This is a genomic window from Candidatus Eisenbacteria bacterium, from assembly GCA_016867495.1.
Taxonomy (GTDB): Bacteria; Eisenbacteria; RBG-16-71-46; order CAIMUX01; family VGJL01; genus VGJL01.
This window is the reverse complement of sequence record VGJL01000184.1, coordinates 1-5,093: the sequence shown is the minus strand read 5'-3', so window position 1 is coordinate 5,093 and position 5,093 is coordinate 1. Positions and strand designations below refer to the sequence as shown.

Below are 5,093 nucleotides of genomic sequence, written 5' to 3'. Positions count from 1 at the left end.
GCGGACGATGATCCCGGCTCCGTCCTCTCCCTGAAGAGCCCCGAGCTGCTCGCCCGCTTGAACACGGAGTGGGCCAGCAAGCGCGCCGGGGTCAAGTTCCTCGGCACCAACTGGGAAGCGAGCACCACGGACGCGGCCGGCTTCCAGACGCAGATGGATGTGATCCAGGGGGCGGTCTACGCGATCAAGACCCCTTCCGGCCACTATGCGAAGATCCATGTCCAGACGATCTCGGGGGCGGCCGGCTCCCGCGCGATCACCTTCCGCTACGCCTATCAGGCCACGCCGAATCTGATCCAGTTCTGATCGACAGCGTGCGAGGCGGCCGGGATCGACTCCCGGCCGCCCCTGCACGGGCGGTTCTCCATCCCTGGCGGAGGTCCTCGCCCCGAGACTGTTCAGAGCTCGCCCCACTCGCGAACGGGCAGGTCCTCGAAGTCGGCGGCCTCCAACGCCTCCACGAGGCGCTCGGTCAACCGCAGGTTCGTGAGCAAGGGCACTTGGTGGTCGACCGCCGCGCGGCGGATCCTGTAGTCGTTGGAGAGCTCCTCCTCCTCGTTGTTCTTCGGGATATTGATGACAAGGCCGATCCGACCGGACTGGATGTAGTCGAGGCAGTTGGGGGAGCTCGCCTCCGAGGGCCATCGCAGCGTTTCCGCTTCGATCCCGTTCTGGCGCAGGAAGCGGGCTGTCCCCGACGTGGCGTAGAACTCGTACCCCATGCGCTGGAGCCTCATCACCACCGGCAGGAACTCGGCCTTCGTCTCCGGAGGGCCCGTCGAGACGAGCGCCGTCTTCTTGCGCATGACGAACCCGGTCGAACGAAGCGCCAAGAGGAGAGCCTCTTCCATCTCAGGAGCCAGGCAACCGACCTCGCCCGTCGACGCCATCGCGACCCCCATCGTCGGATCGGCTCCCTTCAGGCGCGCGAACGAGAACTGGGCCGCCTTCACGCCGACGCGATCGAGATCGAGGCTCGACCCCTCGACCCGGGGGACCTCCTCGCCGAGGATGGCTCGCGTGGCCATGTCGATGAAATTGTGCCGCAGGACTTTCGACGCGAAGGGGAAGGTCCGCGAGGCGCGGAGGTTCAGCTCGATCACCTTCAGTCGGTTCTCCTGAGCGATGAACTGGATGTTGAAGGGCCCGGTGATCTTGAATCTCGCCGCAATCCTGCGGGCGGTCTGCTTGATCCGGCGCGCCGTCTCGACATAGAGCCGCTGGGGTGGGATCACGACCGTCGCGTCTCCCGAGTGGACGCCGGCGTTCTCGACATGCTCGCCGATCGCGTAGATGAGGATCTCTCCGTCGCGCGCCACGCCGTCGAACTCGACCTCCTTCGCGTTCTCGATGAACTTCGAGACCACGACCGGAGTGGCGGGATTGACCTCTGTCGCCCGGCGCAGGTAGGCCTCGAGGCTCGCCGCGTCAAAGACGGCCGCCATGGCCGCTCCGGAGAGGACATAGGAGGGACGGATCATGACCGGATAGCCGACCCGCGCCGCGAAGGTCTGCGCTTCCTCGATGCTCCGCGCCTCCATCCATTCCGGCTGCTCGACGCCGAGCTCGTCGAGCAGAGAGGAGAACTTGTTCCTGTCCTCGGCCCGATCGATATCGGAGGGCGAAGTGCCCAGGATCCGGGCTCCTGCGCGCTCGAGTCGCGGGGCGAGGGTGTTCGGCGTCTGCCCGCCCATCGAGACGATGATTCCCTCGGGCATCTCGAACTCGTAGATGTCGAGTACCCTCTCGAGGGTCAGCTCTTCGAAATAGAGCCTGTCGCAGATGTCGTAGTCGGTCGAGACGGTCTCCGGGTTGCAGTTGACCATGATCGTTCGGTAGCCGGCCCGCCTGGCCGTCTGGACGGCGTTGACGCAGCACCAGTCGAACTCGACGCTCGAGCCGATCCGGTAGGGCCCGCCTCCGAGGACCATCACGGCGCCGGCCCGAGGCTCGACGTCCGAAGCGGCGCCCTGGTAGGTCAAGTAGAGGTAGTTCGTCACTGCCGGGTACTCTGCGGCCAGCGTGTCGATCTGCTTGACCACGGGGATGATCCCGTGGCGCTGGCGGAGGCCGCGGACCTCCTCCATCGACGAACCGATTGCCTTGGCGATCTGGAAGTCGCTGAAGCCGAGGACCTTCGCGCGGCGGAGCAACTCCGGGTCCACGGCCTCCCGCTCTGCGCATCGGCCCGCGAGCCTCTTCATCGTCTCGACGATCCCCGCCATCCGCTGCAGGAACCAGGGATCGATCCGGGTCAAGGAGTGGATCTCCTCGAGGCTCATCCCGCGTGCGAAGGCCTCCCCGACCGCGAAGATCCGGCGATGGGTCGGCTGCGCCAGCTCGCCGGCGAGGTCGTCGAACTGGAGCCGGTTCAGGACGAGGCCATGCATGCCCGTGCCGATCATCCGCAGCGCCTTCTGCAGGGCCTCCTCGAAGGTCCTCCCGATCGCCATCGCCTCTCCGACGCTCATCATCTCGGAGCCGATGCGGGTCGAGATCCCACGGAAGCGCTCCAGGTCCCAGCGGGGCACCTTGACGACCACGTAGTCGAGGGCCGGCTCGAAGAAGGCGACCGTGCTCGAAGTCACGCTGTTCGGGATCGAATGAAGGGCGTGGCCCAGTGAGAGACGCGCGGCGATGGCCGCCAGAGGATACCCGGTCGCCTTGCTCGCGAGGGCTGAGGATCGCGAGAGGCGGGCGTTGACCTCGATCACCCTGTAGTCGGCGCTTCGCGGATCGAGCGCGAACTGGATGTTGCACTCGCCGACGATTCCCAGGTGTCCGATGGTTCGCAGCGAGACATCCCGCAGCATGTGGTACTCGCGATTCGAGAGGGTTTGGCTCGGGGCGACGACGACGCTCTCGCCGGTGTGGATCCCCATCGGGTCGAGGTTCTCCATGTTGCAGACCGTGACGCAGTCGCCCGCGCCGTCGCGGACGACTTCATACTCGATCTCCTTCCATCCGCCCAGATACTCCTCGACCAGCACCTGAGGCGATTGCGCGAGCGCCCGAGCGACGATCGTCTCGAGCTCCCCGATGTCTCGCGCGACGCCGCTTCCCTGCCCTCCCAGGGCGTAGGCGGACCGGATCATCACCGGATACCCGATCGCCTCGGCCGCTGCGCGCGTCTCCCGGGGATCTGCGCATGCGATCGAGCGCGCGGTGTGAACGCCGATCTCGGCGAGCCTCCGGACGAAGCGCTCCCGATCCTCCGTGTCCCTCACGGTCTCGATCGGCGTGCCCAGGACTCTCACTCCATGCCGCGCGAGCGCGCCGTTCGCATGCAGTTCGAGTCCTACGTTGAGGGCCGTCTGTCCCCCGAATCCGAGCAGCAGCCCGTCGGGCCTCTCTTTCGCGATCACGCGCTCGACTGTCTCCGCGTCGACAGGCAGCAAGAAGAGGCGGTCGGCCATTCCCTCGGTCGTCTGCACCGTCGCGATGTTCGGATTGACCAGAACGGTCTCGATCCCCTCGGCCCTGAGCGCCTTCAGGGCCTGGGACCCGGAGTAGTCGAACTCTCCGGCCTGTCCGATCCGCAGGCCTCCGCTGCCGAGGACGAGGACCTTTCTGGGCTGCTCACTCATCTCCCAGCAACCCCAGGAAAGTGTCGAAGAAGCCGGCCGAGTCCAGCGGCCCGGGCGATCCCTCAGGATGGAACTGGACGGCCAGGAAGGGAAGGGCGTCATGGCGGATGCCCTCCACCGTTCCATCGTTCAGGTTCGTGTGCCAGACGTTCCACCCCGGCGGCAGGCTCCCTGCTTCGATCGCGTAGCCGTGGTTCTGGCTCGTGATCAGGCATCGGCCCGTGATCAAGTCGCGCACCGGCTGGTTCTGTCCTCGATGGCCATACGGGAGCTTGTAGGTGCGCCCGCCCGCCGCCAAGGCCATGATCTGGGAGCCGAGGCAGATCCCCGCGATCGGCACCGGCCGCGGCCGCGCCATCGCCCGCGCGAGCTGGCCCGCGGTCTCCGAGCAGACGGCCGGATCTCCCGGGCCGTTGGAGACGAGGATGCCGTCGCAATCGATGGAGCCGAGGTCATGATCATGAGGAACGAGGCTCACCCGGCACCCGCGGGCTCGCAGCTCGCGCACGATGCTCCTCTTGCAGCCGCAGTCGACGACAGCGACATGAGGTTCCCTCCGCCTTGCGGTTCCGCGCGACTGCTGGGCGGAGCGTGCGGGTGGAGGACCCGGCCCGAGGGTCTCGACGCCTCTCCGGCCGACCTCGGCGACCAGGTTCCTTGCATTGGGATCCGCGACCGCGAAGGGGCCTCGCGCCCCGCGCTCCCCGAGATGGACGCGGCCCAGCATCGTCCCTCGGCTCCGCAGGACTCTCGTCAGCGCCCGCGTGTCGACGCCGGACAGGCCCACGATCCGCTGCTGCCGGAGCCATGCCCCCAACCCGAGGCTTGCCTCCCAGTGGCCGGTCGCCTCGCACACTCCCGACACGATCAGGCCTCTCACCTGGATCGCGTCCGACTCGAATCTCTCCGAGCCGGCCCGCCAGGCTGGAACCCCGTAGTTGCCGATCAAGGGAAAGGTCAGGGCGAGGATCTGGCCGCGGTAGGATGGATCGGTGAGGCTTTCGACATAGCCGACCATGCCTGTGTTGAAGACGACCTCGCCGTCGGTCTCCGCGGGAGCGCCAAAGCTCACGCCCTGGAAGAGCGTCCCATCCTCCAGCTCGAGGACGGCCGGGACGCCGTGGCTCTCCCGGACGGCGGCACGGGAAGCCTGCGGCTCTGCGCCAGCCCAATCGTCACGCATGGTTCACCGGGGGCATCGTATCGGCGCGGATCGGCCGGGGCAAGCGAGGCGACGCGGCGAGGCGAGACGAAGACGATGCCGGGCATGGTGGAGAGGCGGGCGGCAGGACGATCGAGAACGCTATGGGCCGAGCCTGCCGAACCCGCGCGCCGGGGGAGCGTCCCCCGGAGTCCCGAGACGACGAGATGAGGAGCCTCGGCCGTCTCCCTACGCGCGATCCTTGACCGATTTGGCCGGGCGCGGAGTCGGGGCGGCCGCGATCGTCCTCTCGATCACGAGATCCCCATCCCGGACATCGACGCGGATCCGCCGCTCCTTGGGGT

Annotated in this window: 2 protein-coding genes; both read right to left on the bottom strand. The window is 67.4% G+C overall.

Going from position 1 to position 5,093, the window contains the following annotated elements; genetic code table 11:
• Window positions 1–398: 398 nt before the first annotated feature.
• Window positions 399–3,587, bottom strand: coding sequence for a carbamoyl-phosphate synthase (glutamine-hydrolyzing) large subunit (gene carB, locus FJY88_11805; protein ID MBM3288017.1), 3,189 nt, complete (start codon window positions 3,585–3,587; stop codon window positions 399–401).
• On the bottom strand, window positions 3,580–4,770 hold the full coding sequence (gene carA / locus FJY88_11800; GenBank protein ID MBM3288016.1) for a glutamine-hydrolyzing carbamoyl-phosphate synthase small subunit: 1,191 nt from the start codon (window positions 4,768–4,770) through the stop codon (window positions 3,580–3,582). The genes carB and carA overlap by 8 nt, the downstream gene beginning before the upstream one ends.
• Between the last annotated feature and the right edge of the window lie 323 nt (window positions 4,771–5,093).

What these genes read in the sequence shown, in the direction of transcription:
- carB (MBM3288017.1), bottom strand. Translation starts at nt 3,587, where the DNA reads ATGAGTGAGCAGCCCAGAAAGGTCCTCGTCCTCGGCAGCGGAGGCCTG.
- carA (MBM3288016.1), bottom strand. Translation starts at nt 4,770, where the DNA reads ATGCGTGACGATTGGGCTGGCGCAGAGCCGCAGGCTTCCCGTGCCGCC.